We start from the raw sequence: 4,295 nt of genomic DNA, 5'->3' as shown, positions 1-4,295 counted from the left end.
ACGATCAACAACAATCGAAAAATCAAGATTTCATCCACGCTAGAAGAGCGAAACGTCGACCAACATTACCCAGACAGGGTTTTTGGATAGCTTCAACGAAGAACATGCGGAACGCCGCCTCACTTTTGATAGGATCAAGAAAACAGGAATGGTTTCTGGATGACTTCAATGTCGACAGGGAATGTGCGGGCGTTTCCGAACGGCTGGTGCTGGTGTGACTGCGGGGCGCGGATCGAGGATCCCCGGGTGTTCTTCCGGGCCGGGCACGACAAGCGGGCCGAAGCCCGGGTGATCCGGGAACGGTACGGCGATGTGGCCTCGTTCCTCCTCGCGCACGGCTACACCCCCACCGGGAACGGGGCTGTGGCGTGACCGGGCGGCAGGCGGTGTACCCGGCGCGGGCGGCGTGCCGGGCGGTGGTCTACGTCCGGGTGTCCTCCGACGATCAGGCCCGGGAAGGAACCTCGCTCGGGGAACAGGAGAAGGCGTGTGCGGCGTACTGCACTGCGCGGGGCTGGACCGTCGTCCACGTCTACCGAGACGAGGGAGTCAGCGGGGCGCACGCGTCACGACCGGAGCTGGACGGGCTGATGGCGGCGGTCCGGGCCGGTGGGGTGGACGCGGTCGTGGTGTTCAAACTCGACCGGTTCGGCCGATCCGCCCGGCATCTCGCCCCGACCCTGGGCGAGTTCGACGATCGGGGGGTCGCGTTCGCGTCGGTCTCCGAAGCGCTGGACTCCTCGACCACGTCCGGGCGGCTGCTGCGGAACCTGCTCGCGGTGTTCGCCGAGTTCGAACGGGACTTGATCCGGGAACGGACCGCGTCGGGGAAACACGCCCGGATCACCCAAGGCGGCTGGGGCGGCGGGGACGCACCGTACGGCTACCGGCTCGACCGTACCGGCGCTCATCCCCGGCTGGTCCTCGACGATCGGGAAGCCGAGGTGATCCGGGTCGCGGTCGGACTTCTCCTCGATGAGGGGTTGAGTACGGTGGCGGCGGCGACCTGGCTCAACACCCACGGCTACCGGCCGCGGAAAGCCGCGGGGTGGACCCATGTCAACCTACGGAACATTCTACTCCGGGGGCAGTTCGACGGGCAGTGGACCTGGGCGAAACAAGCCCGGTCGACCTACCACAGTCCGGTCACGCTCACCGTGCCCGCGCTCCTGTCCGTCGACCGGTATCAGGGGCTCAAAGCCCATCTGGCGGCCACGTCGGTACCCGCCCGCCCGGGGGTGTGTCATCCGTTGACCGGCCGGTTGCTGTGTACCTGTGGGGCGCCGATGCACGGGATCGGGCGGATCAACCACAGTCAGCCCCGCCGGTACCGCTGCCGCTACGGCAAAAGCCACCCCGGGCGGGTCCGCTGCCTGGAGCCCACCGTGGTGGCGGACCTGGTCGAGGCCACCGTGTGGAATCAGGTCCGGGCGGTCCTGGCTGATCCGGAGTATCTGGCCTCGGTCGCAGGGGACCACGCCGGACTGATCGCCACCCACGACGGTGGCGACACCGACGCGATCACCAAAGCCGACGGGGAGATCCACCGGTTGCACCAGGCACTCACGACCACGATCGTGAACCTGTCCGCCGGCGGGCTCGACGCGGCCACCGTGGCGGCGGCGTCCCGCGATCTGCAAACCAAACTGAGTACTGCCAAGGCACGTCGCCAGACCCTCGCGGATCGCCACGCACAGGCGGCGTCGCACGCGCAACAGGTCCAAGCGGTCCGGGACCTGGCGGCGGTCGCGGCCACCCGGTTGACGACCGCGACCCCGGAGGAACGCCGGGACCTGTACGCCCTCCTCAACATCCAAATAAAGATCGTGGATAACCGGCGGGGCGCACCGCTGCGGCTCGCTCTGACCGGAACCCTTGACCACACCGAAGCCCTGAACGCAACCGAACCCGCGCACCCACAAGAGCGGGCGCCATGGCGGCGTTTTCTACCGACGCTTCCGGTCAGGACGGTGCGCTCACCGGGAAGCCGAGATCAGTGGCGGCGGCGGCCAGCTCCCGGTCGTAGGTCACGAAGTCGGTCAGCTCGCCGCGGAACGGGTCCGCGCTGGCCAGGTGGATGGCGTCAAGCGAACCCAACCTCGCAACGCGGTAGGCAATGGCGCGGGCGAGCACGGTGCTGGTGACGTCCACGAGATACACGCCTCGCAGGGCCTGGCCCATGAAATAGGGCACCCGCTGGTGGTCGGCACCCACGCGTAACAAGGTACGGGTGATCTCCAGCTGGGTCAGTCCGCTGGTGACCAGTTCGGTCCCTTCCGCAAGCAACCCACGCCAGGTCCGCAGCGCAGCGGTCTCCCTCTCCTGCTTGATGAACTTCAGCAGGGCGCAGGCGTCGAAATAGATCAACGACTGCGCTCCCGGTCCCGGTCCGCGACGAGGATCTCGGCCAGGCTCTCGACGGCTGGCACCAGATCGGGGATCACATCCGGCATGCCCCGCTCGGCGGGGGCGCTGGCGTCGCCGGTGGCGACCATCCGCTGGAGAGCGCCCGGCTGCTCGACCTCGGGCACCATACGTAGTACCGGCTTGCCGCGGTCCGTGACAACGATCGAGACTCCGGAGCGCACCAGGGCCACTGCCTTGGAAGGGTTCTGATTGAGTTCTCGTAGTCCGATGGTTTCCACGCGTCGAACGTACCTACATTATGTAGATACATCAAGTGCCGCGAAGACCTTCATCGTGGGGTGGTCAGGGCTGGAACCGGTAACCCATGCCGGGTTCGGTGATGAAGTGGCGGGGGCGCGCGGGGGTCGGCTCAAGTTTGCGGCGCAGTCGTCCCATGTACTCGCGCAGGTAGTGGCTTTGTTCCTTGGGAGAGGGTCCGCCGGTGTGGGGGAGAAGCTGCCGATAGGTGATCAGCTTCTCGGGGTTGCGGAGCAGGACGTCGAGCAGGTGCCATTCGGTGGGGGTGAGCCGGATGGTAACCGGGCCGGTGCGCTCGGGGCTGTCGGCATCCTCGTCGCCGCCAACGCCGGGCCGACGGGTGACCTGTCGGGCGCCCAGGTCGATGATGTAGGCGCCGACCGTTGCCGTGGGCGCCTCCGTGGCCGTCGGCGTTCGGCGGGCCACCGCACGTAGTCGGGCGAGGAGCTCGTCGACGCGGAAGGGTTTGGTGACGTAGTCGTCGGCGCCGGCGTCGAGTGCGCCGATCTTGTCCGCGCTGCCGGCACGGCCGGACAGCACGATGATCGGCGTGCTGGTCCACCCGCGTAGGGCGTGGATGACCTCGGTTCCGTCGATGTCGGGCAGGCCCAGGTCGAGCAGGACGATGTCGGGCCGGCCGGTCTGCGCGGCGGCGAGAGCCTGGCGGCCTGCGACGGCGGTGGTGACGTCGTAGCCGCGGGCGTGCAGGGTGATGCGCAGTGCGCGCAGGATCTGCATGTCGTCGTCGACGATCAGAATGCGCGTCATACCTCATTATCCGAACTATCCGAACTATCCGAACTATCCGACAGTGCGGTGTAGGGCGGCGCGGCGGGCAGTGACAGCACCATGGTAAGTCCTCCCCCAGGGGTTTCCTCGGGCGTGAGCTGCCCGTCCATCGCTTCGGTGAGCCCGCGCGACAGGGCGAGGCCGAGCCCGACGCCGGTGGTGTTGTCCCGGTCGCCCAGGCGCTGGAACGGGGCGAAGACGCGTTCGTGGTCGGCTTCGGGGATGCCGTGGCCACGGTCGATGACGCGTAGTTCGACCCGGTCACCGAGGGCGCTGGCGGTGATCAGGGGTGGCTGGCCAGCCGGGGAGTGGCGGACGGCGTTGGCCACCAGGTTGGCGATGACCCGTTCGAGCAGGGGCGGGTCGGCGTTGACTTCGGGGAGCGTCTCAGGTAGATCGACTTCGATGCTGTGCCCGGCTGGGCCGAGCTCGTCGAGTGCGCGCGGGACGATCTCGTCGAGCCCGACCCGCTGCCTGGACACCGCCAGCGCGCCGGCCTGCAGACGGCTCATGTCCAGGAGGTTTTCGACCAGTCGGGTCAGCCGGTCGAGGCTTTCGTCGGCGGTGGCGAGCAGATCGGTCTGTTCCTGGCGGGTCCAGAAGACGTCGGAGGCCCGCAGGCTGGACACCGCGGCCTTCGCCGATGCCAGGGGACTGCGCAGGTCGTGGCTGACCGCGCCCAGCAGGGCGGTGCGGGTGCGGTCGGTTTCGGCCAGGTCAGCGGCGTCGGCAGCCTGGGCGGCGAGCCGGTGGCGGTCCAACGCGACGGCGGCTTGGGCGGCGAACGCGGTCAGCACACTGCGGTCCGATCCCGCCACGACCCGGCCGCGCAACGCCAGGTG

General features: G+C 68.3%; 6 protein-coding genes and 1 pseudogene. 3 read left to right on the top strand and 4 right to left on the bottom strand.

Features of this window, described 5'->3' with window-relative positions:
* The 3 genes and pseudogenes from U9977_RS25260 to U9977_RS27300 all read left to right on the top strand — a co-directional run.
* A partial coding sequence (locus U9977_RS25260; RefSeq protein ID WP_322751783.1) for a hypothetical protein occupies nt 1-218 on the top strand: 218 nt, incomplete at its 5' end.
* Between the two features lie 28 nt (nt 219-246).
* Entirely contained in the window at nt 247-372 is a 126-nt protein-coding gene (locus U9977_RS25255) for a hypothetical protein (protein ID WP_322751782.1), read from the top strand.
* Nucleotides 369-1,418 (top strand): annotated as a pseudogene (locus tag U9977_RS27300) (recombinase family protein); the annotation flags it as partial. The gene U9977_RS25255 and the pseudogene U9977_RS27300, both read left to right, overlap by 4 nt.
* A 544-nt stretch (nt 1,419-1,962) precedes the next feature.
* On the opposite strand, the gene U9977_RS27295 reads toward U9977_RS27300, so the two are convergent.
* The 4 genes from U9977_RS27295 to U9977_RS25235 all read right to left on the bottom strand — a co-directional run.
* Entirely contained in the window at nt 1,963-2,367 is a 405-nt protein-coding gene (locus U9977_RS27295; protein ID WP_416210776.1) for a type II toxin-antitoxin system VapC family toxin, read from the bottom strand.
* On the bottom strand, nt 2,364-2,645 hold the full coding sequence (locus U9977_RS25245) for a type II toxin-antitoxin system Phd/YefM family antitoxin (protein WP_322751780.1): 282 nt from the start codon (nt 2,643-2,645) through the stop codon (nt 2,364-2,366). The genes U9977_RS27295 and U9977_RS25245 overlap by 4 nt, the downstream gene beginning before the upstream one ends.
* A gap of 64 nt (nt 2,646-2,709) precedes the next feature.
* The gene (locus U9977_RS25240) at nt 2,710-3,432 is read right to left on the bottom strand and encodes a response regulator (RefSeq protein ID WP_322751779.1); all 723 of its coding nucleotides are present in this window, start codon (nt 3,430-3,432) and stop codon (nt 2,710-2,712) included.
* Nucleotides 3,429-4,295 (bottom strand): sensor histidine kinase (locus U9977_RS25235; RefSeq protein WP_322751778.1); only part of this gene is annotated, 867 nt, incomplete at its 5' end. The genes U9977_RS25240 and U9977_RS25235, both read right to left, overlap by 4 nt.

The sequence above is a fragment of the Protofrankia sp. Cas8 genome, assembly GCF_963555845.1.
Classification (GTDB): Bacteria; Actinomycetota; Actinomycetes; order Frankiales; family Frankiaceae; genus Protofrankia.
Note: the sequence above shows the minus strand (reverse complement) of the source record. Positions and strands in the feature narration are given on the sequence as shown.